23 protein-coding genes and 2 tRNA genes are annotated in these 25,376 nt (G+C 40.4%); 8 read left to right on the forward strand and 17 right to left on the reverse strand.

Annotation, left to right across the window (positions count from 1 at the left end):
* Positions 1 to 4: 4 nt before the first annotated feature.
* The 6 genes from HMPREF1019_RS02955 to HMPREF1019_RS02980 all read right to left on the reverse strand — a co-directional run bounded on the left by HMPREF1019_RS02955 (position 5) and on the right by HMPREF1019_RS02980 (position 6,644).
* Positions 5 to 865: a septal ring lytic transglycosylase RlpA family protein gene (locus HMPREF1019_RS02955; protein WP_009294185.1), complete on the reverse strand. Its 861-nt coding sequence runs from the start codon at positions 863 to 865 to the stop codon at positions 5 to 7.
* Positions 852 to 2,063 (reverse strand): lytic transglycosylase domain-containing protein, encoded by a 1,212-nt coding sequence (locus tag HMPREF1019_RS02960; protein ID WP_009294186.1) that lies wholly within the window; start codon positions 2,061 to 2,063, stop codon positions 852 to 854. The genes HMPREF1019_RS02955 and HMPREF1019_RS02960 overlap by 14 nt, the downstream gene beginning before the upstream one ends.
* A gap of 65 nt (positions 2,064 to 2,128) precedes the next feature.
* Positions 2,129 to 2,914 carry a TatD family hydrolase gene (locus HMPREF1019_RS02965; protein WP_009294187.1) on the reverse strand — a complete coding sequence of 262 codons (786 nt, stop codon included), beginning with the start codon at positions 2,912 to 2,914 and terminating at the stop codon, positions 2,129 to 2,131.
* The gene (locus tag HMPREF1019_RS02970; RefSeq protein WP_009294188.1) at positions 2,911 to 4,167 is read right to left on the reverse strand and encodes a GGDEF domain-containing response regulator; all 1,257 of its coding nucleotides are present in this window, start codon (positions 4,165 to 4,167) and stop codon (positions 2,911 to 2,913) included. The genes HMPREF1019_RS02965 and HMPREF1019_RS02970 overlap by 4 nt, the downstream gene beginning before the upstream one ends.
* 88 nt (positions 4,168 to 4,255) lie before the next feature.
* The gene (locus HMPREF1019_RS02975; RefSeq protein WP_009294189.1) at positions 4,256 to 5,776 is read right to left on the reverse strand and encodes an AAA family ATPase; all 1,521 of its coding nucleotides are present in this window, start codon (positions 5,774 to 5,776) and stop codon (positions 4,256 to 4,258) included.
* Positions 5,769 to 6,644 (reverse strand): NAD(+) kinase, encoded by an 876-nt coding sequence (locus HMPREF1019_RS02980; protein WP_009294190.1) that lies wholly within the window; start codon positions 6,642 to 6,644, stop codon positions 5,769 to 5,771. The genes HMPREF1019_RS02975 and HMPREF1019_RS02980 overlap by 8 nt, the downstream gene beginning before the upstream one ends.
* Before the next feature lie 92 nt (positions 6,645 to 6,736).
* Between HMPREF1019_RS02980 and aspS the strand changes: the two genes are divergently transcribed.
* From aspS to HMPREF1019_RS03005, 5 genes are all read left to right on the forward strand, one after another.
* On the forward strand, positions 6,737 to 8,494 hold the full coding sequence (aspS, locus tag HMPREF1019_RS02985; protein WP_009294191.1) for an aspartate--tRNA ligase: 1,758 nt from the start codon (positions 6,737 to 6,739) through the stop codon (positions 8,492 to 8,494).
* Positions 8,495 to 8,748: 254 nt separating this feature from the next.
* A complete protein-coding gene (locus HMPREF1019_RS02990; RefSeq protein ID WP_009294192.1) occupies positions 8,749 to 9,318 on the forward strand; it encodes an adenylate kinase in 570 nt (189 codons plus the stop codon).
* A 105-nt stretch (positions 9,319 to 9,423) separates the two neighbouring features.
* Entirely contained in the window at positions 9,424 to 9,762 is a 339-nt protein-coding gene (locus HMPREF1019_RS02995) for a NirD/YgiW/YdeI family stress tolerance protein (protein ID WP_009294193.1), read from the forward strand.
* A gap of 69 nt (positions 9,763 to 9,831) precedes the next feature.
* Complete coding sequence (gene ppa, locus HMPREF1019_RS03000) at positions 9,832 to 10,350, forward strand: inorganic diphosphatase (RefSeq protein WP_009294194.1); 519 nt, start codon at positions 9,832 to 9,834, stop codon at positions 10,348 to 10,350.
* Positions 10,351 to 10,473: 123 nt separating this feature from the next.
* A tRNA-Ile gene (locus HMPREF1019_RS03005) sits at positions 10,474 to 10,550 on the forward strand.
* 109 nt (positions 10,551 to 10,659) lie between these two features.
* On the opposite strand, the gene HMPREF1019_RS03010 is transcribed toward HMPREF1019_RS03005, so the two are convergent.
* On the reverse strand, positions 10,660 to 14,301 hold the full coding sequence (locus HMPREF1019_RS03010) for a S6 family peptidase (protein WP_009294195.1): 3,642 nt from the start codon (positions 14,299 to 14,301) through the stop codon (positions 10,660 to 10,662).
* Positions 14,302 to 14,626: 325 nt separating this feature from the next.
* Between HMPREF1019_RS03010 and HMPREF1019_RS03015 the strand changes: the two genes are divergently transcribed.
* The 3 genes from HMPREF1019_RS03015 to nifB are packed head-to-tail and all read left to right on the forward strand — an operon-like array spanning position 14,627 to position 17,119.
* Positions 14,627 to 15,487, forward strand: a complete 861-nt coding sequence (locus HMPREF1019_RS03015; RefSeq protein ID WP_009294196.1) for a substrate-binding domain-containing protein — start codon at positions 14,627 to 14,629, stop codon at positions 15,485 to 15,487.
* Positions 15,480 to 16,292: a 4Fe-4S binding protein gene (locus HMPREF1019_RS03020; protein WP_009294197.1), complete on the forward strand. Its 813-nt coding sequence runs from the start codon at positions 15,480 to 15,482 to the stop codon at positions 16,290 to 16,292. The genes HMPREF1019_RS03015 and HMPREF1019_RS03020 overlap by 8 nt, the downstream gene beginning before the upstream one ends.
* A complete protein-coding gene (nifB, locus tag HMPREF1019_RS03025; protein ID WP_009294198.1) occupies positions 16,292 to 17,119 on the forward strand; it encodes a nitrogenase cofactor biosynthesis protein NifB in 828 nt (275 codons plus the stop codon). The genes HMPREF1019_RS03020 and nifB overlap by 1 nt, the downstream gene beginning before the upstream one ends.
* 413 nt (positions 17,120 to 17,532) lie before the next feature.
* Here nifB and HMPREF1019_RS03035 read toward each other — a convergent pair whose 3' ends face one another.
* The 10 genes from HMPREF1019_RS03035 to lepA all read right to left on the reverse strand — a co-directional run bounded on the left by HMPREF1019_RS03035 (position 17,533) and on the right by lepA (position 25,346).
* Positions 17,533 to 18,882: a sensor histidine kinase gene (locus tag HMPREF1019_RS03035; protein ID WP_009294199.1), complete on the reverse strand. Its 1,350-nt coding sequence runs from the start codon at positions 18,880 to 18,882 to the stop codon at positions 17,533 to 17,535.
* Positions 18,866 to 19,525, reverse strand: coding sequence for a response regulator transcription factor (locus HMPREF1019_RS03040; RefSeq protein ID WP_009294200.1), 660 nt, complete (start codon positions 19,523 to 19,525; stop codon positions 18,866 to 18,868). Before HMPREF1019_RS03040 ends, HMPREF1019_RS03035 begins: the two co-directional genes overlap by 17 nt.
* Positions 19,526 to 19,557: 32 nt before the next feature.
* Positions 19,558 to 20,235 (reverse strand): hypothetical protein, encoded by a 678-nt coding sequence (locus HMPREF1019_RS03045; protein ID WP_009294201.1) that lies wholly within the window; start codon positions 20,233 to 20,235, stop codon positions 19,558 to 19,560.
* A 45-nt stretch (positions 20,236 to 20,280) separates the two neighbouring features.
* The gene (locus HMPREF1019_RS03050; RefSeq protein WP_009294202.1) at positions 20,281 to 20,766 is read right to left on the reverse strand and encodes a PepSY domain-containing protein; all 486 of its coding nucleotides are present in this window, start codon (positions 20,764 to 20,766) and stop codon (positions 20,281 to 20,283) included.
* 271 nt (positions 20,767 to 21,037) lie between these two features.
* Positions 21,038 to 21,112, reverse strand: a tRNA-Asn gene (locus HMPREF1019_RS03055).
* A 139-nt stretch (positions 21,113 to 21,251) separates the two neighbouring features.
* Positions 21,252 to 21,821 carry a ComF family protein gene (locus HMPREF1019_RS03060; protein ID WP_009294203.1) on the reverse strand — a complete coding sequence of 190 codons (570 nt, stop codon included), beginning with the start codon at positions 21,819 to 21,821 and terminating at the stop codon, positions 21,252 to 21,254.
* Positions 21,821 to 22,381: a YajG family lipoprotein gene (locus HMPREF1019_RS03065; RefSeq protein ID WP_009294204.1), complete on the reverse strand. Its 561-nt coding sequence runs from the start codon at positions 22,379 to 22,381 to the stop codon at positions 21,821 to 21,823. The genes HMPREF1019_RS03060 and HMPREF1019_RS03065 overlap by 1 nt, the downstream gene beginning before the upstream one ends.
* Before the next feature lie 10 nt (positions 22,382 to 22,391).
* On the reverse strand, positions 22,392 to 23,114 hold the full coding sequence (locus HMPREF1019_RS03070; RefSeq protein ID WP_009294205.1) for a hypothetical protein: 723 nt from the start codon (positions 23,112 to 23,114) through the stop codon (positions 22,392 to 22,394).
* Entirely contained in the window at positions 23,108 to 23,338 is a 231-nt protein-coding gene (locus tag HMPREF1019_RS03075; protein ID WP_009294206.1) for a 2-hydroxymuconate tautomerase family protein, read from the reverse strand. The genes HMPREF1019_RS03070 and HMPREF1019_RS03075 overlap by 7 nt, the downstream gene beginning before the upstream one ends.
* Before the next feature lie 217 nt (positions 23,339 to 23,555).
* Positions 23,556 to 25,346 (reverse strand): translation elongation factor 4, encoded by a 1,791-nt coding sequence (lepA, locus tag HMPREF1019_RS03080; protein ID WP_009294207.1) that lies wholly within the window; start codon positions 25,344 to 25,346, stop codon positions 23,556 to 23,558.
* Positions 25,347 to 25,376: the final 30 nt, after the last annotated feature.

A 25,376-nucleotide genomic window follows, 5' to 3' on the forward strand; every position in this document is an offset into this window, starting at 1 on the left:
CGCCCTAACCTCTTACTATAAATGCGCCTTGGAATTTACCGCTTCTTGCGTAATCCCTAGCCTCGTCCTCGCTTCTAAAGCCATTTAAAAATACCCTATAAATGGTTGAGCCATCTATCGTAAATGTCTTAACGACTGATCTATAACCATCTATGCTTTTATGCTCTCTTTGGTATCTGTTTGCGCCTTCAAGGTTTTTAAACGAGCCAATTTGTACCATAAAATCTCCACCCACAACGCGTTGCTCTGATGAGATCACGATGCCGCCAACTGGGGCCGTTGGAGAGACTGGATTTGGCACTTTTATGCCAGTGCTTGTTGGTTTTGTTGGTTGCGCACTAGCAGTTGTAACAGCGTTAATGTCTTCATTAAAGCCGATAACCTCCATACTAACTGGAGCTGTACCAGTGCCGATAACATCAAGCTTCATCGCAGCTGCTTTTGAAAGGTCAAGCACCCTATCAGCCACAAAAGGCCCTCTGTCATTTACACGCACGATAACACTTTTTTGATTTCTTAAATTTGTTACTTTAAGTATTGTATTCATCGGCAAAGTCTTATGCGCCGCAGTCATATTGTACATATTATAAACTTCGCCATTTGAGGTCGTTTTGCCGTGAAAATTTGGACCATACCAGCTTGCCGTTCCGCTGGCTTTATCACCGACACTTACGACGGTTGGATAGTAGGTTTTGCCATTTATGGTGTATGGTCTCATTGTTGCTTTTTGAACTGAGGCAGAGTTGTTGCCTCTTACATTAGTTGGGCCACTTGGAGTAAATGGAGCCCCGCTCCAAGAACAACCAGTGATTAGAAGTGTAAAACTTAGTCCTAAGTAGAAATTTAGGCTCTTACGGTATGACAATATTTGCTCCGACATTTAAATTTGAACTAGCCAAAGAATTTGCTTCTTTTATATCTTTTTCACTTACATTAAATTTCTTTGATAAAGATGCGATTGTATCGCCTGTTTGAACTACGTAGTTGTGAGATTTGTTTTGAGTAGAAAAAGGGATTATTAGTTTTTGATTATAGCTTACTGCGTTTGTGCTAAGCTCGTTGTAGTCCTTGATCGCTCTGTGGCTAACGCCTGTTTTTTTAGAGATAGAGAGCAAGGTCTCGCCTTTTTTTACAGTGTATACGTAGAAGTTATTTTTGCCATTAAATGGTTTGAAATTATCCGAGAAAAGTTGCTTTTTATTTTCAGGGATATAAACGTAATAATCTTTTAAAGTTGGAGGAGTAAATACAAATTTTAAATGTGGGTTGTTACTTTTCATCTTTTTTGTGCTAAGACCGATGCTGTCGCCTATCTGAGCTAAATTTGTACCGCCTGGCACTTTTACTTTCGTAAGTCTTAATCCACCATTTATGTTTAGCAAAGATGATTCTTTAGATATCAAAAAGTCCGCATCTTTTGCTATATATGCCGCTCTTAAAATTTTAATGATAAAATTTCTAGTTTCAGGTGGAAGATACTTCTTTTCTGAATCAATCAGTGTTACCAAATCATCTGTGCCAGCTTTTTGTATTGCTCTTCTAAGCGTTCCATCACCACAATTATAAGCTAATGCCGCAAGATACCATTTGCCAAATTGATTTTTAAGTGATCTTAGATAGTTTGTAGCTGCGACAGTTGATTCAACCGGATCTTTTCTCTCGTCGGTGTATTGCCCTACTTTTAGGCCATGAATTTTTGCTGTTTGCTCCATAAACTGCCACATACCAGTAGCTTTAGCGTTTGAGACAGTGTGATTAGAAAAGCCTGACTCTATCATCGCTAGATAGAAAAATGACTCAGGCACACCTGACTTTTTGATCTGCTCTTTAATCATTGGTATATACATATAGCCATTTTTCAAGGCATCTGTAAATGTTCTTACCTGTGAGTTTTGTATGCCTTGTCTCATCTTTGCATAGTGAGAAGTTTTCATAAAGCTAGCATCGATGTCTAGCTCTTTTAAAATTTTAACCTGAGTGTCGTATGAGCTCTTCTCAGGGGCGTTTGCTAGTAGCAAGGTGCTACATGCAAATAATAAAAATATCTTAAGCATTGCTTTCATTTCTATCCTTTTTCGTGTCAAAGCTTAATGATGCTAGCATCTTAAGCAAGCACAATGCCCAAAATTTAGGCAAAGCACTTAAATAACCTTTTGGCATTATTTGAAGTCGTTTTACAAACTACTTCAAATTCAAGGTTTAAAATTTCAGCTATCTTTTTAGCAACAAATGTCGTAAACGCCGGCTCATTTCTCTTGCCACGATTTGGTTCTGGCGTGAGATAAGGGGCGTCAGTCTCTATCAATACCCTATCAAAAGGAATTTTTGGCAGAATTTCAACTAAATTCTTAGCGTTTTTAAATGTCAAAACGCCACCTATGCCAAAGTAAAAATTCCCAAATTTGCAAAGCTCCAAAAGAAGTGGCGAAGCATTATAACAATGCAAAACTGACCCAGCTTCAAGCTTTGGCGCATACTCTTTTAAGATGTTAAAAGAGTCCTCATTAGCCTCTCTGATGTGGAGGATAACGGGTTTTTTTAACTCAACAGCCAAATCTAGTTGAGCTAAAAAAACACGTTTTTGATCAGCTTTTTCTCTTAGCTTTTCTTCTTCATCTTTTGGCAAGCGGTAGTAGTCAAGACCACATTCGCCGATAGCCACGCACTTTTCATCTTTGGCAAATTCTTTTAAAGTCTCTATATCAAAATTCTCTTTATCATAGGGATGAACCCCAACGGCAAAGAAAATATCATTTTTTTCGTGCGCTATTTTAGCCGCTTTTGGTAAATCATTAATATCAGCTCCAGGGATAATAAAGCCTTTTAGCCCTAAATTTCTGGCTTCAGATAAAATTTGCTCTAGGTCAAAATCATAAACTTTACTATCCAAATGACAATGCGTATCTATAATCATAAAGCTATTTCTACCCTATTTCTACCATTTTCTTTTGCGACATAAAGCGCTGAGTCGCAAGCTTCAAGCATATCATCTATCTCGCAGTGACCTTTTCCAAAAGATATGCCGATAGAGACGGTCACTCTTACGATCTTATCTTTTATGATTATCTCATTTTCAGCCACTTTTGCTCTTAAATTTACAAAAAATTTAATCGCCTCTTCTCTTTCTATCTTTTTAAGAACGACACAAAATTCCTCGCCACCAAACCTAGCGACCACATCTCTTCCTTTTGTGTTGTCAGTTAGTATCTTTGCGAGTGATTTTAGTATCTTGTCGCCACCATCATGTCCGTATGTGTCATTTATCTTTTTAAAGTGATCTATATCAAGCACAGCAAATGCATAAGGCTCATCAAGCTCTTCAGCTGCTTGGACGTACTCTTCTATATCTTGATAAAAAAATCTTCTATTGTAAGCGCCAGTTAAAAAGTCGCGGTTGGCAAAATTTGCTATCTTATTTATATTTTCCATCGCCTCAATGGTGTTATTTACACGGCAAATGAGCTCTTCTTTAGAAAATGGCTTTGCTATAAAGTCGCTAGCTCCATTTTTTAAAAATATCGAAGCATCAGTCTTTTCGCTAGGCGAGGTCATGACGATCACGCCAAGGTGGTTTTTATCTTTCTCTTTTCTCACCTCTTTTAAGACCTCTAAACCATCTTTGACAGGCATTCTATAGTCAGTTATGATTAAATTTATATCAGGATTATCAGCAAAATAGCTCATCGCCTCTTCTCCGTGAGCTGCTGCTAAAACCTTAAACTGAAGGCTAGTTAAGATTTTTTTTATCATATTTCTAAAAGGCAGTGAGTCCTCGACGACTAGGACTTTGTATTGTCTATTTTTGCTTAGTCTATTTATCATTTGAAAGATGTAGTTAATATCATCCATGTTGCCCTTATAGACGTAATCAACTATATCTTTGTTTATAAAAAATTCTTTCGTCTTATCATCGATGCTGCCAGTTAAAACGATAGCACAGAGCCCTTGTGCAAGGACGTAATCAACGATCTCACCATTTGGTGCGTCGGGCAAATTTAGATCCAAGATAGTCATAAAATAATCTTTGCCGTGCTCACTAATAAGCATCTTGGCTTCGGCAAAATCGTACGCAACGTCGATCGCCATATCCTCAATGCTCTTTTCCATCTGCATGACGATTAGCTTAGCAAGTGCCTTATTATCATCAACTACTAGAATTCTTTCCATATTATTCCTGCGATTTTTTATTAAACTAGCTCGGATTTTAACAAATAAACCTAATCACAAAGCTTAAATTTAAAACTTAAATTTCAAGCTATTTTAAAAGTCCTTTGGCGAAATTTATCGCCTCTTCGCTGATATGCTCGCCGCTTATCATACGCGCAAGCTCATTTACACGCTCCTCTTTGTCAAGCTCTCTTACGACTGAGCTCTCGCCGTGACGCTCTACTAAAAAGTGCGAATTTGCCTTTGAGCTAAGCTGCGGCTGGTGCGAAATGGCAAAAATTTGATAGAAATTTGCAAGCTTAAGCAAGACATTTGCGATACTCATCGCCTCTTTTCCACTTAAATTTGCATCTATTTCATCTAAAATGATGACATCTCCGCCAGTTTTCGTGATCTCACTAGAAGCAGCTATGAAGGCCAGCCTTAAGCGGTTTAGCTCGCCTGAGCTTAAATTTTTAAGCGAGGTCTCGTTTAAATTTAAACAAATCTCATCAGCGCCTAAAATATCAAGCTTTTTAGCCTCAATACTGAGCGTAATATCTGGCATATAAAGCTCTTTTAGGTATAAATTTATCATCGCCTCAAGCTCTTTTAAATTTATGCTCCTTGCCTTGCTTAAAGTGCTGGCTAGCTCATTTGCCTTTTTGCTTAAAGTTTCAAATTTCTTCTCTAGCTCGCTCTTTTCAAAGCTTAAATTTTCATATCTGGCAAGCTCTTTTTCCTTTTTAGCAAGCGCTTCTAACGCCTCCTCCTCGCTGCCGTAGCGCCTGATGATGGCATTAAGAGCTTCTATCCTATCAAGCACACTCTCTACGTCGATATCGTCAAGCTCCTCCATATTTAGGCTATCTCTTGCGACCCTTAGCTCATTCATCGCATCTTCAAAAAAGCCGTTGTCAAGGTCGCTGATACTTAGCGCCTCATTTACGCTGTGCTCTAGCTCAAATATCCGCTCAGCCCTAGCCCACGCCTCATTTATCTTATCCTTTTTACTAAGCCTTTTTTTGGTCTCCATAAGCTCTTCAAACTCGCCTTTTTTAGGCCCGACGCTTCTTATCTTCTCGATCTCGAAGCTAGCAAGCTCCTTTAGCTCCTCGACCTTTTTCTCTTCCTCTTTTATAGTGGCTAGCTCTTTTGAAATTTTAGAAAATTCTAAAAACGCCTCTTCAAATTCCTGCTTTATCTCTTTAAATTTCTCATTTTTTGAAATTTCAAGCCTGTCAAGCAAATTTAGAAATTTCTCATTTTCAAATTCATTTGCCTCTTTTGCCGAGAGATATTTGATGTGCTCGCGTGCCACTTGGGCTAAATTTTTCTTTGAGATGGCTTGTTGGTTTATAAAATACCTCGTGCTCTTATCTTTTAAAAGCTTGAAAATATTGACCTCTTCGTTTTCTATGCCAAACTCATCAAGCTCAAATTTATGCTCCACGTCAGCTTCTATCAGCCTTGCCTCGCTATCTTTTAGCCCAAAAACAGCCATTATGGAACTCATCAGCACCGACTTGCCAGCGCCACTAACGCCCGTAAATACGCTAAGACCCTCTTTGAAATTTAGCTCGACATTTTTAAAATTTAGATAATCCTTAATCAAAATTCGATCAATCATTATAACCCCAGTGAAGTTTCTCTTTTAAAATTTGAAAATAATCCCTACCGATGTGGCGTATCAGCCTCGCTTTTTTATCGCTAAGGCTCATGCTAACGGCTGAAATTTTACTCATATCAAAGCGGTCTTGTCCGTCTATTACTAAAATGGCATCGCTTTTTGTTCTAAATTTGACCGTATGATTTTTGGTAAGCACGACTGGACGCTGTGTAAGTGAGTGCGAGCAGATGGGAGTTAGCGCAAAGACCTCGCTTAGCGGATAGATGATAGGGCCATTTGCGCTCATATTATATGCCGTGGTGCCAGCTGGAGTTGCCACTATGACGCCATCGCCATAATATGAGTTAAAATACTTTTCATTTAAAAGTGCCTCGATATGCGTCATCGAGCCACCATTTTTACTAACGATGACTGCGTCGTTAAATGCTATCTTTTGATCACATTTGCCATCATTTTTATGAAGCGTAACATCAAGCATAAAAGGTGTTTCTACCTCAAATTTATCATCAAAAAAGTCTTTAAAAAACTTCTCGCTCTCATTTATCGTGATATCTGTCAAAAAGCCGAGCCTGCCAGCGTGTATGCCAAGGATTAGTGGCGAGATGTGAGCTAGCTTTCTGCAAGTTGAGATGATCGTGCCATCGCCACCAAGCGTGATAAGAAATTCGCACTCTTTGGCTAGTTTTATCAGCTCAAAGCCACTTTTTTCTACCTGCTTTGCACAGCTTTTTTCAAGCAAAATTTCTGCGTTATACTTTTTTAAAATTTTTTCTAGCTTTGCTAAATCCTGCTTAAATAATGGATAATCTTTCGCGACAAGTCCCACTTTTTTGGCATTTGTGGTATTAAATTTTTGTTCATTTTTCATAGAAATGATTGTAACATATTTTATTTTAACAAAGCTTTTCAAAAGAAAAAAGCGATTATAATTGCCTAAAAAACATTGCAAAGGAGCATTTTATGCGAAGTCATTATTGCACCGATCTTAGCAAAGCTGACATCGGCAAAGAAGTAATACTTTGTGGCTGGGCAAACACATATAGAGACCACGGTGGCGTTGTTTTCATCGACTTAAGAGACGTTAGCGGGCTTATACAATTAGTTTGCGACCCTGCCGACAGCAAAGAAGCACACGACGTGGCTGCAAAAGTAAGAGATGAATATGTCTTAAAAGCAAAAGGAAAAGTAAGAGCTAGGGGCGAAGGACTAACCAATCCAAAGCTAAAAACTGGCGAGATAGAGGTGATAGTAAGCGAGCTCATCATCGAAAATCCAAGCGAGCCACTACCATTTATGATAGGCGATGAGAGCGTAAATGAGGACATCAGGCTAAAATACCGCTTTTTAGACCTTAGAAGTGAGCGCTTGCAAAATATATTTAAAATGCGTTCTCGCGCAGCAATCGCAGCTAGAAACAGCCTAGATAAAATGGGCTTTATCGAGTTTGAAACTCCAGTTTTAACACGCGCAACTCCAGAAGGTGCGAGAGACTACCTAGTGCCAAGCCGCGTGTATCCAGGTCAGTTTTATGCGCTCCCACAAAGCCCACAGCTATTTAAGCAGCTTTTGATGTGTTCTGGCTTTGATAAGTATTTTCAGATAGCAAAATGCTTCCGTGACGAGGACTTAAGGGCTGATCGCCAACCAGAATTTACTCAAATAGATATCGAAATGAGCTTTGTTGAGCAAGAAGATATCATAAATATGGCTGAAACGATGCTAAAAGATATCTTTAAAGCCTGCGGATACGACATCAAAACGCCATTTAGACGCATGAGCTACAAAGAGGCGACTGAGACTTACGGCTCAGACAAACCTGATCTTAGATATGATCTAAAAATGATCGATGTGATCGATATTTTCGAGCGCTCAAGCAATGAAATTTTTAGCTCTATCGCAAAAGATAAGAAGAAAAACCGCATAAAAGCGCTAAAAGTGCCAAATGGCGACAACATCTTTAGTAAGCGCGAGATGAATAGATTTGAGGAATTTGTACGTAAATTTGGCGCACAAGGTCTTGGCTACTTCCAGATGAAAGAAGATGGTTTAAAAGGCCCGCTTTGCAAATTTTTCGAGCAAAGCGATCTTGACGAGATCGTCTCAAGATGTGAACTAAAAGTTGGCGACGTCGTATTCTTTGGTGCCGGTAAGAAAAAGATCGTGCTTGATTATATGGGACGATTTAGAATTTTCCTAGCTGAGCAAATGGGCATCATCGATCAAGATAGACTTGAGTTTTTATGGGTGCTTGACTTCCCAATGTTTGAACAAAATGACGATGGCAGCTACTCTGCGATGCACCACCCATTTACAATGCCAAAAAATATAGACGAGCCTGATCTTGAAGATATCCTCTCTATCGCTCACGACGTCGTCTTAAACGGCTTTGAGCTTGGCGGCGGAAGTATAAGAATTCACAAAAACGACATCCAACAAAAAGTATTTAAACTTCTTGGCATAGATGAAGCCGAGCAGCGTGAGAAATTTGGCTTCTTGCTTGATGCTTTGACATTTGGTGCGCCTCCACATGGCGGTATCGCGATCGGCTTTGACAGACTAAATATGCTTGTAAATAAAGCAAGCTCGATCCGCGACGTCATAGCCTTCCCTAAAACACAGCGCGCTCAGTGCCCACTCACAAAGGCACCAAGCTACGCTAGCAACGAACAACTTAGGGAGCTAGGACTAAGGATAAGAGAAAAAGAGCAAAAGGCTTAAAATTTGCCTTTAAAAAGAGATGGAATTTTGTCTTTAAATATTTTTCTTAGACAAAATTCCATCCTAAATTTAAATTTATAAAAAGATGCCTCCAACTTGGCGGCTAATTAAATTAAAACTTGTCTAAGTATTTTGAGATGATTTTTGTGTTTGCGACGTAAAATTTTGCGCAGATAGAACACTTAGTTCATCAAGCTAAATTTTACTAGCTCCGCAAAAAGCGCTCAAAAGACAAAGGCAATAAAAGGGAAAAAATGAAGAATTTATTTTTAATCATAGGCGCTCCAGGCAGCGGCAAAACAACAGACGCATCGATCATCGCACAGCATGATGAGAAATTTGCACACTTTTCAACTGGCGATCTTCTAAGAGCTGAAGTCGCAAGTGGTAGCGAGCTTGGCAAACTAATAGACGGCTTTATCTCAAAAGGAAATTTGGTCCCACTTGACGTTGTCGTAAATGCGATCGTCTCAGCTATCAAAAGCTCAAATAAATCAAACATCATAATCGACGGCTACCCAAGAAGCGTTGAGCAAATGACCGAGCTTGACAAGGTCTTAAGCGAGCAAGATGAAATTTCTCTAAAAGGCGTCATCGAAGTAGATGTCAGCGAAGATGTGGCAAGGGCTAGAGTGCTTGGCCGTGCAAGAGGTGCTGACGACAATAACGAAGTCTTTAACAACCGCATGAAAGTATATCTTGATCCGATCAAACCTATCCGCAAATTTTACAGCGAAAAAGAGCTGCTTCACGTAGTAAACGGCGAGCGTGGCATCGACGAGATCGTAGCTGACATCAAAATTTTACTAGCTAAACTTATATAATTCACAGACCTTGCATCAAAAGGTGCAAGGTTTTAAAACTTGCCATTTATTAACACCAAAAATGTAATGTCCTTTAAATTTAACAACCAACCAAAAAGGATAAAAATGAAAAAAATCATCATCGCTTCTCTGGCTGCTAGCATTGCAATGGTTGGAGGCTTTGTCTCAAAGCATAAAAGCGAAAATGTTATAAGCGTAAAAGAGGCTTTAAAACTAAATGATGACGCGAAAGTCGTGCTTGAGGGCAAGATAAAGTCGCAAATAAAATCAGACAAATATGAATTTGTTGATAAAAATGGCGACACTATCGTTGTTGAGATTGACAATAATAAGTGGGGTAATGTAACAGTTAACGAAGACACGCTTTTAAGAATAAGAGGCGAGGCAGATAAAGACCTTACAAAAACAAAGATCGACGTAGATAGCGTAGAGGTTATAAGGTAGTTAAATTTACGAGTATTTAATGCAAAAAATACTAAAATCACGAAAATTTCTAACACAAAGGACGAATATATGGACGTTTCAAAGATCAAATTTGGCTCAAACCCAGACAAAATCAATGCCGTAATCGAAATACCTTATGGCTCAAATATCAAATACGAGATCGATAAAGATAGCGGTGCAGTCGTAGTTGATCGCGTGCTTTACTCAGCGATGTTCTACCCAGCAAACTACGGCTTTGTGCCAAACACACTTGCAGCTGACGGCGATCCGGCTGATATTTTGGTGCTAAACGAGTATCCACTCCAAGCTGGTAGCGTCATCCCTTGCCGTTTGATAGGCGTTTTAGTGATGGAGGATGAAGCAGGTATGGATGAGAAGCTTTTGGCTGTGCCAGTTACAAAGATCGATCCAAGATATGAGGCGATAAAAAGCTACGAAGACTTGCCAACTGCGACACTAAATAAGATCAAAAATTTCTTTGAAACTTATAAAATTCTTGAGCCAAACAAATGGGTTAAAGTGAAAGAATTTAAAGACGCAAACGCTGCAAAAGAGATTTTAGACGCTGCGATAAAAAATTATAAATAATTTATAAGCCCTATTTTAGGGCTTTTCTTTTTAAATTTGTTCGTTTTTATACGCCATATTAAAAAGGCTATTTTTATATTTAGATAAGCTTTTTCTTGTATAATACGATTTTCTTTCAACTGTGGGTTCATAGCTCAGTTGGTTAGAGCATCCGGCTCATAACCGGATGGTCCCAGGTTCGAGTCCTGGTGAACCCACCAGCTACTTTCAAGTTTAAATTTCACCTTTTTTTATTAGATCTCAAGCTTAGTTAAATTTAACTGTTTTTACCAACGCCAAAGTGAAATTTAAATCCACTTTGACATAAATTTAAAATTTATACTCGATCTTCAAACCACCACTTATGCCGTAGTTTTTATCATTATCAAGCATGCCGCTTAGCTGAGAAGAGAGAACTAAATTTTCGCTAAGCTTGGTGTCTGAGTTTAAAGTAAGCTTGTAGCTTAGCTTATTGTTATCAAGTTTGTAATCAACATACTCATTTGAATTATTAAGCGAAACATAAGATTTATCTTCTGAGTTATATACACTTTGTTTTACTAAAAATTGCACGCTAAAGGCGTTTTTATCGCTATTTAAAGCGTATTCTACTCCTGCTGCTACAGCCACATTAAAGTCATTTACGCTCTTTTGGTCATATCGGTCATTTTTAAATCCATCAATGCCGTTAGCGCCAAGCTCTAGTGCGAGTAGTGACTTTATGCTTTGCTCAAACTCGCCACTTTTAGAGAGTGAAATTTTATATTTATAGTAGTTGCTTGAGAGGATGCCTCTGCCTTTTACGCTAGCTTTTTGCGCCTCATCTAGGCTGCGTTTTGAGTTTATAAAGGCAAAATTTAAGTTACTTTGTATCTCGTGAGCCCCTCTTTCAAAAAGCCCATACGCACCAAAACTATAAATTTTAGCATCATCTTTTAATATATCTGAGCTAAATTTAGCCTTGCTTACTCCAGCGCTTACACCTAAGACAAACTCGTCATAACCTCTGTCATAGCCGATATTTGTACCATAAAATTTAAGGTCGCCATCGCTTTTTTTATCTTTAAAATAAGCACCATTTACATTTGCCCAAAAGTTGTTTCTCTCCCTACTAGCTTCTGCTGCTTCGTAAGCCATCTTCGCGCTTGGCATGATGTCACTTTCAAGTCCAGCTAGCTTAAACTGCGAGATATCAGCCTTTGCCCTTAGCTGCGTGACCTGAAATAGCCTAGAGTTCATCAGCTCATTGCTGTTTTGCAAGGCTTTCATGCTCACTTTAAGCGACGAAGTAGAAATTTCTCTCATATCTTTATCTGCTTTTTGCGCTAGTTTTCTTAACGCCTCGTCGTCACCACTTGAGTTTGCTTGCACAAATTCAGGCGTGCCTTCTAGCATGCTTAGGATTTTATTTTCTCTTTGGCTAAATTTAGAAACCATCTCTTGAACCACATTGGACGAAACGGCTGGATTTTCTCCCTTTTTATCACTTAGCTTCATCACGATCTTGCCGTCACTTATGGCGTAGGTCATAAACAAATCCCCAAGTTTTTGCTCGTTGTTAAAGATAGCGCCCTCATTTATGATATTTTGTGCGCTTACTAAAGTATATGTTTTATCAAGCGCCATGCCGCCTTTAAGTGCTGCAGTAAAATCAACATCAAATTTCATCCCAGCGCCAAGAGTTAGAACCTTTTTAAAGTCAAGTACCGGCTCATTTTCACTGCCAAAGCTCTTTATCTTTAGGCTCTTTTTTACGACGCTATCAGGCTCAAAGCCAAGCTTTTGCGCACCACTAACTTCTAAATTTTCTACCTCAAATTTACCATCCCCTAAGAGCACATCTTTAGCTAAAGGCGTATCTTTACCGTTTATAACTAGCTCTTTTAGCTTAGTTGCGCCGCCTCCTACTCTTAGCAGACTATCGCTATCCATGACGATTTTATTGTCAAATTTAACGTCTTTAACAAGTAAATTTCTACTCTCAATATCCTGGCGATACTTTAAACCGTCATCATAGGTATTTGAGCCATCAAATTTATCGATATAGTGAGTTAGCTCGCCACTTAAATTTATGACCGAGTTTTTAGCCGTGATGTCGCCATTTAGCTTAGCATCTTTGCCTATGGTAAGCTCTGATGTTTTAAGCTTTATGCCATCTTTTGCACTAAATTTTCTCTCGTCCCAGTCAGGCTGAGAGAGTGTAGATGGGCGAGTGAGATCCATATAGGCTGGCTCGCTTAGACCAGCTGCGGCTATCTTGCTCTTTGCTAGGGGAGTTAAAACGCTAGCATCGCCAATGGCGTGCATCTTTGGATGTCCTTGGAGCGTAACTTTGGCGTTTTCTAGGCTCAAAGCACCATCAATGTCAAATCCTCCGTCAAAAACAAGCTCCTTGCCCTGCCCGCTATGTTTTAGCTCTATATTTTTATCGATGCTTGCGTGAAATATCGTATCTTTGCCACTCTCGCCGTTTATAGTAAGCGTTGCTCTTTGTGAGTTATCATTTGTTATCTTTGCGTCGCTTGAGTTGGCTGATATGTTGTTAAAAGTCTGATCAAAGCCATTTAGATCAAGCGCTCCGCCGCCATTGCCAAAGAAAATTTTGTCATTTAAATTTTCATTCACGCCAAGCCTTAAGAGCCCCCTGCCACTTGTTAGATAAATTTTATCAAATGCATTTAAAGCTCTTAGCTCAACCACGCCCTCGCCTAGCCTTAGTGGCTTGTTGCCACTTGAGCTTACTATCAAGCTACCTTTGCCTAGCTTATGCACGCTTGTGTCTGAAACGACGTTTAAATTTAAACTAGCACCCCCAGCTATGTCAAAACCTGCAAATTTCGCTATCTTGCTACCATTTGTGCTATTTAGCGTAAAGTCGCCACTATTTACGACGATACCGCCATGTCCTAAGTCTAGGTTAGAGTTTAGCGTGATGTTTGAGCCATTTGCGCTGCTAAATATATTATCTTTATTTTGCACTAGCGCGCTGCCTAGGACATTTACGCCACTTACTAAATTTTCATACTCTTTTTTATAGTCGTTAAAATCTCTTGCAGTAACGATAGAAGCGTAGTTTTTATTATCCTCAACTCCGGTTAAAACGCCTACTAAGACCCATTTTTGAGCTACCGTGTCATAGACAAAAAACCCAGAGCCACTATCTCCTGGCAAAAGTCTATTTCTAAAGCCCCTATTTGAAGTCATAAATAGATAGACCCCAGGTTTGCTTACACTTGAGTAATGGCTCTTATAAACTGCCGAGTACGCCACTCCTATCTCATTCACACTTGCGCCAAGTGCGTTATTTACTATATTTTGGTGCTCAAACTCAGTAGCACTCATCACCTCAGCAAAGCCATCTGAATCGCTTTTTGGCTTTTCAAGGGCAAGTGAGCCTGTGCCAGCCTCGTATGCAAGGATGTTCTCGCCGCTAGCTCCGCCGCTATTTTTTATATCTCTAAAACAATCTTCTATCTTTTTTGCATTAGCCTCATCTTTTGTTTGATCTTGGCTAGATATCTCCAAATTTGGCACATCCAAAGGATCGATCTGCCCTTCGACTATGTATTTTGAAGTGCGAAGATACGTTGTGTCTGCGCCATAAAGCTTTTGCGTAGAATTTGTTGCGTATTCATAAAGTGTGTTGCCAAACCAGCCTCTGTTTTCATTAAAATTTGTAGCAGCTGAGGCAAGAAGTGTGTGATTTGCCGTCACCACAAAATTTCGCCCAAGCGCAGTAAAGTTGCCTTTATTATTTCTTGCATTGTTGTTTGGGATCTTATTAAACGTAAATTTAGCGCCGTTTCTTTGCATAAATTCTAGCGGAGCGTCTGTAGCTTTAAAGATGCCTTTATTTTGCGCAAGATCAAGGTAATCTCTATAAAAATTTGTCCCTATATCCATGACCTGAGCGTCTAAGCAGCTACATAAAATGCTAGATAAAACAAGAGAAATGCTAAGATTATTTTTCAAGATAAACCTCCATTTTTAAGATAATTTCCATTTAAATCACAAGAGGCATTATATATTATTTTAAACCTTTTAGCGGCTAAAATCTTAATTATTTTTAAACAATAAATTTACTTTAGCAAATTTATCACTGTACTTTTTAAATTTATCTCGATTTTTAAGCTAGCATTTGGCTATAATCACTCAAATTTAGATTGCGGTCGCAATTTACATTTGCATAAATTTACCTTCAACTACCATTTTTGCAAATTTCAAAAGTCAAATTTTCACAAGTTTCGCGTGCCGAAAATATCAAATTTACATTTCTTAAATCCCAAAAGGAGATTTCATGGAATTAAAACAAACCGGTATATCACGCCGTGGCTTTTTAAAAGGTGCTTTAGCCACAGCTGCTGTTGCCACTCCGCAAACGATGCTAGCTGGCTTTACGCCATTTAAGTCTGACTCGCTTCAGGTTTGGTCGTGTGGAGGCCTGTCTGAAGCATTTAATGAGCTAAATGCCATTTACGAGTCAAGAACAGGGCATAATATCCAATACACTGGCGCATTTGCTGGTGCTCTTGGCAAGTCGCTTTTAGCACTTCAAAGCACGACCGAGCTCTTTGGAGCAAGGGTTTTAGAGCTTTCTAAAAAACTTCGCAAAGCTGGTCTTAGCCTTCATTTTAGGCCGCTATGCTTTACTGACTACGTCCTAGTCGTGCCAAAAGGCAATCCAGCAGGCATTCGCGACTTAAAAGACCTTGCTGAGCCAGGAGTTAGAGTGATGTTGCCTCTTAGATCATCACCCCCTGGCAGTGGCCCAGTCAAAGGGATCTTAAAAAACTCAAACCTAACCGATGCGGTGATGAAAAACATGGTCGCAAACGGATCATGCGTCATAAATATGATGTGCGAGCTAGTTGATGGCAAGGGTGACGCTTCGATCATCGAAAAGCGCCTAACAACGCATGATAGGTTTAAAGATAAGATCGAGTATATGCCCATCTACGAAAAGCTCATCCCGCCTGGACCGCTCACTTTTACGCTAAATATAATGAAATATGTAAAAGATGAAAGGCTCGCAAATGACTTTGCAGACTTTGTTTGCGGCACCGAAGGGCAAGAAATTTTTGAAAAACATGGCTTTACCTCCATTTATTCAGCGCGTGGGCTAGAGCTTATAGAAAGGTTTGGTGTAAAAGATGTGTAGTAGCTGTAATAGTGCATGCTCTAATAGCAGTGCATGCGGCAATGTAAATTTAAAAAAGAAAAGCAAAAACTCTCCCACAACAAAGATAAGACGCCTAGTGCAGCTCATCTTCATAGCAGGCATCGGTCAATGGGCGTATTACGGCATTTTTAGATGTCCTTTTGTAGTGCCTTTTGTAAATTGCCAAAACTGCCCTATCATCACCTGTTGGGGGCGGATCACGTCGCTGTTTTTTGGATTTTGGCTATTTATCCCAGCACTTGTCATCCTCTTTGGTAGGGCATTTTGCGGCTGGGTTTGTCCAGCAGGCTTTGTCAATCAAATGCTTGGTAAATTTGCCTTTTTCAAGCTAAAAATCCGCAGCAAAAAGCTAATAATCGCTCAAATAGGCATGCTAATTGCCATAGCAATCAGCCTTTGGGTCTATTTCGTCTGGGGCAATCCTCGCATGATGATACCTATAAGAACGAGCGATGAGTACCTAACTGCCGTTACTTTGTCACTTCGCTTTGGCGAATGGGAGTGGGTCACTCGCACGGCAGTCATCATCTCAGTCATGCTAGCCTCGCTAATCATAGCTAACCTTTGGTGTCGCTTCGTCTGCCCATCAGGTGGCGTGCTTGAAATTTTGCGTAAATTTTCGATCTTTCGCGTCTATAAAACAAACGCTTGTGACGACTGCGACGCATGCTTGCGCAAGTGCGAAATGGGGACAAGACCTGATGAGATAAACTGCACAAACTGCGGAGACTGCCTAAATGTTTGCCATGCAAATGCCATTAAATTTGGAAGGAAAAAGAGCTAATGATCTTTCGCACTAAAGCTGATCTAGATAACCACCCATGCTTTAACAAAAAGGCCTCCGCTAGCTACGGACGCGTGCATCTGCCAGTTGCCCCTCACTGCAACATCCAGTGCAACTTCTGCAACCGCATATATGACTGTGCTAATGAAAATCGCCCTGGCGTAACGGCAAAGGTGCAAACGCCAGATGAATCGGTGAAATTTCTAGAAAAGCTCTTTAAATTTAGACAAGACATCTCAGTCATCGGCATCGCTGGACCTGGCGATCCGATGTGCGATGCTGACAAGACGCTAGCAACCTTTGAAAAGTGCAAGTCTCACTTCCCAAACGCCCTGCTCTGCCTCTCGACTAATGGCTTAGCGCTACCTGAGCACGTTGATGAGATCGTGCGTCTTGGCGTGAGCCACGTGACAGTGACGGTCAATGCCGTGACGCCAGATGTTGGCTCAAAGGTCTATTCGTGGGTGAGGTATGAGGGTAAAAACTACTACGGCGAAGAGGCTGCTAGGATACTGCTAGCGCGCCAGGACGAGGGCATCCGCAAGCTAAAAGAGGCTGGCATGCTAGTAAAGATAAACACCGTAGTCATCCCTGGGGTCAATATGGACCACGTCCAAAGCATCTCGGCAAAGGCAAAGCAGTGGGGAGCTGACATAATGAACTGCATAGCGATGATACCAGTGCATGACACCCCTTTTGAAAATTTAAAATCCCCTTCAAGTGATGAAATTCACCGCATACGAAGATCAATAGCTAGCGATATAGAGCAGATGACGCATTGCAGTAGGTGCCGTGCTGATGCATGCGGGAAGCTTAGTGAAAGATAACGATAAAAGACACTAAATTTAGTGTCTTTTTTTGCTTTTTGCTTTTTAGTTTGTAGCTTGCGTGGTTTGTGGCTTACAGCATGCGTGCCTTGCAGCTCATGGCTCTTGGTTAAATTTTGTAAAGCTATCTTAGATATCAAAGTTATAAAAAGCATAGAAAAAGGTGATTTATTTGTAGTTAGAGTGAGTTTTACTCAAAGACAAGGTGGCGAAATTTCTTTACATTACTTTGCAAACTCTTTTAAAGCTCTTTAAATGGGTTTTATATCACACATCTTAATGCTTTAGCTTAATCTATCTTGTATCTTTGATAGTCTTATACTTATGAATAGACGCCGTTTTGTGTGAAATTTAAATTCACTCTTATATTTGTTTTTCTCTTGCGTAAATTTTGTCTAGCAAACTGCTTAAATTTACACTTGCTTTAAATTTACAAGCTCAAATTCAGCCCAAAATTCGCTTCCAGCTCCTGCTTCGCTTTTTACGCCATGCTTTGCGCCGTGAATTTTAGCTATATTTGCAGCGATGGCAAGCCCCAGTCCGCTACCTTTGTTTTGGCTTTTGTTTCTTGAGCTTTCAACTTGATAAAATTTATTCCAGATTAGCTCGATATCTTTTTTAGAGATACCTAAGCCATCATCTTTTACAGACAAAAGTGCGTGAGTTTTTGAGAGGCTTAAATTTAGCTCAATTTTATTTGTGGCAAATTTTAGTGCATTGCTTAAAAAGTTATCCACCAGCCTTGATATCATCAACTCATCGCCCAAAATTTGGACATCTGGCGCTATGCCGCAGCTAAATTTTAGCCCCTTTGCGCTTGCTAACTTTTCATAATCACTGGCTAAATTTTGCAAGATAGAGCTTAAATTTATATCTTTTAGCTCCAAATTTCTGCCAGCTTCCAGTCTTGAAAGCTCTAAAATTTGATCTATCAGCGAGGTTATCTTTTTTGACTGCCTAGAGATGACCTCCAGCGACTCCTTGGCCTCGTCCAAATTTTGTGAGTAATTTTTAGCGTAGTCGCTCTCAGCCATGATGACAGATAGCGGTGTTCGCAGCTCGTGCGAGACGTCTGAGGTGAGCTGTTTTTCGCTTTGATAGACCTTTTCAAGAGAGTCGAGCATCTGGTTAAAAACGCTTGCAAGCGCGTGCAGCTCGTCTTTGCCAGCAGGCAGGTCTATGCGCTTTGAAAAGTCCCGGCTACTACCTATCTCAAGCGCGGTTTTAGACATCGTAGCGACTGGTTTCATCGCGTTTTTTATCGTTTTATAGCCGCCGTAAAGCACAAAGATAAACAAAACCGGCACAAAAACGCCAAGAGCCAGTAAAAATAGCCCCTCTTTTTTGAAAAATTTCTCCGCATTTATCACGCCTCTGACCCAGACCTCTTTGCCTTTAGCTGCGATATCGTAGTAGTAAAAGCGGTTTTCGCCTTCTTCATAAAGACGGACTGCACCGCTGTTCATTTTAAGTGAAATTTGAAAGCGCTTTGGCGCTAGACCACCGATCACATCGCCTTTTGCATTATATTTTATAAAAAATATCCCATCATCGTATGGCTCAAACTCATCCATATCATTGGCGATTTTGGTGACTGATTTGGCTAGCTTTTTTTGGCTAACGTCCTCAAAAACCTCATCCGCCACGACCGCCGAGATGGCAATGAGAGCCGCCACGATAACGATGATAAAAAACGAGTACCAAAGCGTTACGCGCGCGGTTATCGGGATGTTTGCAAGCGCTTGTTTAGTCCTTAACAACATAGCCAAGCCCTCTTTTAGTCTGGATCACCTCGCACTCACCAAGCTTTTTTCTTATGTTTTTTATAAGCACCTCGATGACGTTTGAGCCGCCCGTGTAGTCAAAGTCCCAGACGTGCTCTTTGATCTGGTCGCGAGTTAAAATTCTGCCCTTATTTAGCATCAAAAACTCTAAAATTTCATACTCTTTGCCAGTTAGCTCTACCCGCTCGCCGCTAAATTCGACTGACTTTTTAGAAAGGTCGATCTTTAGCTCGCCTGCGTAAATTTCATTAGCCACGTTACCGCTGTTTCGGCGAATGAGCGTGCGCACCCTAGCTAGCAGCTCCTTAAAGTCAAATGGCTTGACCAAGTAGTCATCAGCACCCGCGTCAAGCCCCTTTACAACGTCATCCACATCGTCTTTTGCCGTTAGTATCAGCACAGGGGTCGCTAGCTTTGCGGTGCGCGATCTTTGCAAAAATGTAAGTCCGTCCATCACTGGCATCATAAGATCAAGCACGATAAGATCGTAGTGCGCGACGGCGGTAAAGTCCATCGCCTCCTCGCCGTTAAATGCGCTATCGACGCTATATCCGTTTTTCTTTAGGTGCCTTGTGATAACGCTATTTAGGTCTATTTCGTCCTCTACGACTAAAATTTTCATCCCTACCTCACTTGGTTTTGCCAGCTATTTTATCAAATTTGGCTTTTTATTTTTAGATTTAAAATTTCGCCATTTGCTGCGCCTATCTTAAAATCATATAAAAAGCCATTAAATTTAGCCCTTGCGTCATAAAAATACTCCGTGCAAAATGTGCCAAAACTTTGTTTTTTCACTAGATAGATCGGTGCAAATTCCACCTCTTCTGGCTTTGTTTTTAGGCGCTCTATGACGATCTCTTTGACTTTTTCTGGCAAGATGCAAGTCACTCTTTCAAATTTTGCCTGCTCTTCATTTATCTTTGATAGCTCCGCCCTTTGTGCCTCGTCTTTTAGGCAGTTCGTGGCGTTTGTTAGCCACACTCCAGCCTTGCCAGCATAGATGAGCGCATCCGCTACGCCTTGAAGCGAAAGCTTAAGCGCATTTTTAAAGAAATTTTGAGCTTTGCATTTTGAGGTAGCTTGACTTAAAATTTCTGCGCTAATGATTTCTTCGCTAGGATTTTTATCTAAATTTTCAGGCATTTGCTCGCTCTTGCCTAAATTTTTGTAACTATTTTTATAAATGCTAGGCTTGGCATTTTTACTTAAATTTTCTCTCTCATTTTCACCTAAATCAGTAACTTTGTTTTCGCTTAAATTTTTATTCAAATTTCTCTCTAAGACTTGCTTGCTAACTTTCTCGTTTAAATTTTGATCTAAATTTTCACTCATCTTTTTCACCTTTATAAAAATTTAACGCTCAAAAAGGGCGTTAGATCACTTTGTGTAATTATCGATTATTTCGCCAGTTTGAGCGTTTATGATCACTTTTTTCTCGCTCCTGTCGCGTTTAAGCTCTACTTTGTATATCCAAACACCATTTTTATTATCAAGCTCTGCCTCATCAAGGCTCCAGCCAGCCTCAAGCGCTTGAGCTTTAGCCACAGCCTCGTCGATGCTAAGAGCAAATTTTGAAAAATCTACTGCTTCGATTGGCAAGATATGTTTTTTATTTTTATTCTCTACTTTAACGATCTTACCGCTGTTAGCATCGATCTTGATCTCTTGTTTGACACCATCTTTAAGTGACTCTATCTTGTAAAAAGTCACGCCCTTCTTGACGTTCATCTCGATATCTTTGACGCTTGAGCCTGGAAAATTTTTCTCAGCTATATTTAAAGCGTCTTTTGACGTGATGGCTGCTTGCAAACTTATTGCTCCTAAAACTACCGCTAAAACTGTCGTGCCTAATATCTTTTTCATTTTTGATCCTTTTATTTTGATTTCCAACTTTAGTTTGGATGAGCACATTATAAAAGTCTTAAATGAAGCTAGAATGAATAAAGGAAATTTATTTTAACTTCGTTCAAAGACAAATATCTAATCGCATTTTGATTACGAATCAGAACGATATACTTTGAAACAATAAATAAATCTGAAGGGAAATAAAGGGGAAAAATACAAAAAATAAGAAAACTTGAAGTTCTTGAAACATAGTTAAAATCGGGTTTTTAAAAGGATTTTTAAAGAAGAATGGCTCCGGATGCTGGGTTCGAACCAGCGACCAAGTGATTAACAGTCACCTACTCTACCGCTGAGCTAATCCGGAACACTTAAGAGAAGTCGTATTATAATTAGCATTTCTTTAAAAATAGCTTAAAAAAGGCATTGTCAAAAAAATAACCTGAAAATAAGACATTGCTTTACTTTTTCATTTTTTTAAATTACATAAAAAATAAACATAAAACCTAGTTTCTAGCATCTGCTAAAACAAGTGCAAAAAGTACTCTAGTGCCTGCTTTTTGAAGCGTATCTCTAGCTTCTAGTATCGTTGTGCCAGTGGTTACGATGTCATCGACTAAGATAACTGGCGCGGTAATCTTCTTTAAAATTTTAAAATTTCTTGGATTGTTTTGCCTAAATTTAAGATCCTTGCCGCTATAACTGACACTGCTTGTCGCATGCAAAGCGTGAAAGATGGGTTTAAGGTTTTTAGCACGAAGTTCATTTGCCAAAATAGCCGTGTGCGAGTAGCCATGATGCACTCTATCATCTATCGGCAGAGCATAAATTTGCTCTGGAAAGCTAAAGCTTTTAGCAAATTTCTTAAATGCAAATTTGGCTAAATTTTTATAGATAAAAAGTCCGTGCATTTGGTGCTTTGAGTGGATGAGCTCTTTGATCTCAGAGTAGCCGTAGAAACTATAAATTTTAAAGCCCTCTAGCTCTCTTACTACAGGGCTTGGCTCGCTTAAAATTTGCGAGCAGGTTTTACAAAATGTCTTTAGTGTAAAGCTCTTGCAAAACGCACAAAACATCAGCTATTTAAGATAGCGATCGCAGAGCGCTTAACAGCGTCATTTATGATGTCTGTTAAGAATGGCTTAAATGCTCCGCCAGTGCGAACTAGCTCAAATTTGGTTTGGTTGTTTGAGATATTTTTAATGATACTTTGATCGCCTTTTTGGATTTTAAGAGTGATCTTTATCTTGCCCTTTGTGTTGTCGCTGTTATATCCGCTCATATTTGCTTCAAATTCGTTTATGAAAACTTCAACCACAACGCCACCCATGCCATTTACATTTGCGCCATGAGCTATGAGCTCTTTTTTAAGAGAGTCGCCAAAATATGTCGCAAGGTCATTTTGAAGCACGACGTATTCATCCACGGTGCCCTTGCCATCTGTTATAGTTGCTATAGTGCTTTTGTTTTTGCGAATATCATGCACTGTACTTATATAGACCTCAAAACCACTGTTTTGTTGATTTGAAACGATAGCCTTATAAGGATCAAACGCAAGCACCGTCTGAGTAGGCGCACAACCGCTCAAAAATAGGACAAAAAGTCCAAAGATAGCTAGAAATTTAAATTTACTCATATTTTTCCTTTCAAAGTTTAGTGATCTCATCAGCCACTTTTATGGCGGCTTGCTTGACTAAAAGCGCGATAAAGAAGTCAAACTGACCGCTTTTTGACGCCTCAAGCTCCTCCACGTGGTGTCTAGTTGAGATAGGAATTCGTTTTTTGAAATTTATATCTGAAAGCACAAGCTCGCCATATAGATGTCCGTTTAAAATTTCAGAGCTTCTAGAGTAAGTGCCTCTAAGCTCGTTAAATCTAAAATCAAGCCTATATGTATAAGGCGATGTTTGCGTATCCACGACAACTATGCCACGAGAATTTAGCTCACGTTTTAAAAACATATAAAAGAGCACTTCAAGGCGTGGATTTGAGTTAAAGACTACGCCACTACCATCTTCTCTTGTGTAGTAAATCGACCTTGCGCTGCTTCTAGCATCCACGATCCTATGAAAATAGACCTTCTTTAGCCCGACATTTATGTCGATCATATTTTTTTCTAAGCAGCAGTTTATCGCCACGTCGCTTCTATACTTGACGCCATTTATAAAGACGCCATCGCCCCTGCCCCTGCAAGCGCTGCAGTCAGCTGGGATCCTCATAACCTCTTCAAAATAGGTCTTATCTTCGCTACTTATGCTTGCACTTTGCACGCCGTCTATGCCCTCGCACGATAGACAAAGGCTAGCTTTTGCCACGCAGCCAGTTAGAAAGACGGCTGCAAAAACTGCTAATAATGTCGCTCTTAGCATTTCACTTCCTTTTGCTCTTTTTGTTTTTTGCGGAGATTTTTCACGCTCTCGCCTGCGATGCCGTAGTTATTCGTATCGATCTCATCGATAATGACAACGGTATTTTGAGCGCTTCTACCTAAAATTTCGCTTATTAGCTTTGTAACTCCGCTTATCATCTTCTCTTTTTGCTCCACACTTGGGCTATCACCCTCTTTTGTCACGCAAATTTTCACAAACGGCATAGCACTCCTTTTTGTAAATTTAGCACTTAAATTTTAATCAAAGACCTATTTGCCAAAATAAGATCCCTGCTGCGGACGTATCGCCGCCTCGCAATAAGGCGAGATATTTTGTGATGATTTTGAAAGCTGTGACGTGAAATTTTGGTGCGGGTAGAACATATAGTTCATCAAGCCAAAATTTCACTAACTCTTTCAAAAGGGCACAAAAGATAAGCCGCTAGTCTATTTTTAGGACAGATAAAAACGCCTCCTGCGGCAAATTCACCTTACCTATCGCCTTCATCCTCTTCTTACCCTCTTTTTGCTTCTCAAGCAACTTCCTCTTACGAGTGATATCGCCGCCGTAGCACTTGGCTGTGACGTTTTTACCCATTGATTTTACGGTTTCTCGGGCGATTATTTTATTGCCGATGCTAGCTTGTATCGCCACCTCAAAGAGCTGACGTGGCACGATCTCTTTCATCGCCTTTACGAAGTCTCTGCCCTTTGTCTGAGCCTTGCTCTCAGGCACGATGATAGAGAGCGCATCGACCGTCTCGCCGGCCACTTTGACATCAAGCTTCACTAGATCGCCCGCGCGGTAGTCACTTGGCTCATAGTCAAAGCTCGCGTAGCCTTTGGTGCTTGACTTTAGCTTGTCGTAAAAGTCCATCACGATCTCATTCATAGGTATGTCATACTCGAGTAAAACGCGGTCAGTCGTGATGTAGTCCATCTTCGTTTGTATGCCGCGGCGGTTGTTTAAGAGCGTGATAATGTTGCCCAAAAACTCGCTTGGCGTGATGATAGTGGCCTTCACGTATGGCTCAAGGATCGAGTCTATTTTATTGACTGGTGGCAGCTGGCTTGGGTTTTGGATCTTTAAATTTAGCCCATCAGTTTGGATGACTTCATAAGTCACAGTTGGCGCTGTGGCGATGAGATCAAGGTCAAACTCACGCTCCAGCCTCTCTTTGACGACCTCCATATGAAGAAGACCTAAAAAGCCAACCCTAAAGCCAAATCCAAGTGCGACCGAGGTCTCTGGTTCGTAGCTAATGGAGCTGTCATTTAGCTTTAGCTTATCTAGCGCGTCACGCAGATCTTCAAATTTATCAGTTTCTATTGGATAAAGTCCCGCAAAAACAAACGGCTTAGCCCTCTCAAAGCCGCCAACTGGCTCTTTTAGCGGGTTTCTAGCCTGCGTCATCGTATCGCCCACCTGCACGTCACTAACGTTTTTAAGCCCCAAAACCACGATGCCAACCTCACCAGCGCTAAGCGTTTTGGTTTTGATCGGTGCTATAGGATTTGGATACATGAGGTCTAGCACGATATGTTTTTTGCCCGTGCCCATGACCAAAATTTCATCATTTTTTGAAATTTCACCATCATAAACACGCACAAGAGCAAGCGCACCAAGGTAGTTGTCAAACCAGCTATCGTAGATTAGCGCCTTTGTAGGCTTGCTTGCGTCGCCATTTGGCGCAGGGATCCTCGTGATGATCGCTTCTAGAAGCTCTTTTATGCCAACGCCTGTTTTTGCGCTCACTTCGATCGCTCCTGAGCAGTCAAGTCCGATGATGTGCTCGATCTCGTCTTTTACCCTAGCAGGGTCAGCCGCTGGCAGGTCGATCTTGTTGATGACTGGGATGATCTCTAGGTTGTTTTCAAGCGCGATATAGACGTTTGCGATGGTTTGCGCCTCCACGCCCTGGCTAGCATCCACGACAAGCAGCGCGCCCTCGCAACTAGCTAGGCTACGGCTTACCTCGTAGCTAAAATCAACGTGTCCTGGGGTGTCTATCAAATTTAGAACAAAATTTTGCCCATTTAGTGCGTAGTTTAGGCGGACAGACTGGGCTTTGATCGTGATGCCACGCTCTTTTTCGATGTCCATCGTGTCCATGATTTGCGAGCTCATCTCACGGTCGCTAACGGCGCCACACTCCTGAATGAGGCGATCAGCAAGCGTGCTTTTGCCGTGGTCAATGTGAGCGATGATGCTAAAGTTTCTAATGTTTTTCATGAAATCCCTAGTTAAATTTTAGGCGATTTT

Source organism: Campylobacter sp. 10_1_50 (assembly GCF_000238755.1).
Lineage (GTDB): Bacteria > Campylobacterota > Campylobacteria > Campylobacterales > Campylobacteraceae > Campylobacter_A > Campylobacter_A concisus_R.